The sequence below is a fragment of the Mesorhizobium sp. M1E.F.Ca.ET.063.01.1.1 genome (assembly GCF_003998155.1).
In the GTDB taxonomy this organism is placed as follows: Bacteria; Pseudomonadota; Alphaproteobacteria; order Rhizobiales; family Rhizobiaceae; genus Mesorhizobium.
In genome coordinates, this window is record NZ_RZSC01001242.1 from 1 (window position 1) to 1046 (window position 1046).

Annotated in this window: 2 protein-coding genes; both read left to right on the forward strand. The window is 66.7% G+C overall.

The features are described from left to right. Window positions 1-165: 165 nt before the first annotated feature. Window positions 166-528: a 50S ribosomal protein L18 gene (gene rplR, locus EOA29_RS37590; RefSeq protein ID WP_126094105.1), complete on the forward strand. Its 363-nt coding sequence runs from the start codon at window positions 166-168 to the stop codon at window positions 526-528. A 77-nt stretch (window positions 529-605) separates the two neighbouring features. Beyond that, window positions 606-1046 (forward strand): 30S ribosomal protein S5 (rpsE, locus tag EOA29_RS37595; RefSeq protein ID WP_127222470.1); only part of this gene is annotated, 441 nt, incomplete at its 3' end.

Below are 1046 nucleotides of genomic sequence, written 5' to 3' on the forward strand. Positions count from 1 at the left end.
GTCCGCAAGGAAGGCAAGAAGAAGTAATAGGCTTGGCCCCGAAAAGTTGCAGACTTTTCGGAAAGGGCCAAGCCCGAGAAGTGTAACGCCGCGGGGAGCGGCCGCGGGAGGCTTGGCCTACCGCACAGGGTCGCCCCCGTTCTCTGAAGGCAAGGAACAGACATCATGGCAAGCCCGAAAGAAATCACCCAGCGCCGCGCGCAGCGCGTGCGCCGCCAGCTCAAGAAGGTCGCCGGCGCGCGTCCGCGTCTCTCGGTGCACCGCACCTCGAAGAACATCTACGTCCAGGTCATCGACGACGCGCAGGGCCGCACGCTGGCCGCCGCCTCGACGCTGGAGAAGGACCTCAAGGGTTCGCTCAAGACCGGCGCCGACACCGCTGCCGCTGCTGCTGTCGGCAAGCTGATCGCCGAGCGCGCCGCGAAGGCCGGCGTCAAGGAAGTCGTCTTCGACCGTGGCGCCTACATCTATCATGGCCGCGTCAAGGCGCTGGCCGAGGCCGCCCGCGAGGGTGGGCTTAGCTTCTGATTTTCACCGCCTGCGACCCAAAGATGGCGCCGGCATTTCAGCAACCCGTGCTTCCGGAAAAGAACAAGGACTAGGACATGGCACAGGAACGTAGGGAAGGCGGCCGCGGCCGCGAGCGTGAGCGCGAAGAGCGCGACGACGGTATGGTGGACAAGCTCGTCCACATCAACCGCGTCGCCAAGGTGGTGAAGGGCGGCCGTCGCTTCGGCTTTGCCGCTCTCGTCGTCGTCGGCGACCAGAAGGGCCGCGTCGGCTTCGGCCACGGCAAGGCGCGCGAAGTGCCGGAGGCGATCCGCAAGGCGACCGAGTCGGCCAAGCGCGACATGATTTTCGTGCCGCTGCGCTCGGGCCGCACGCTGCATCACGACGTCGAGGGCCGCTGGGGCGCCGGACGCGTTCTGCTGCGCGCCGCCAAGCAGGGTACCGGCATCATCGCGGGTGGCCCAATGCGCGCCGTCTTCGAGACGCTCGGCATGCATGACGTGGTCGCCAAGTCGATGGGTTCGTCGAACCCCTAC

Coding starts and splice junctions, on each gene's coding strand:
- rplR (WP_126094105.1), top strand. CDS start 166: ATGGCAAGCCCGAAAGAAATCACCCAGCGCCGCGCGCAGCGCGTGCGC.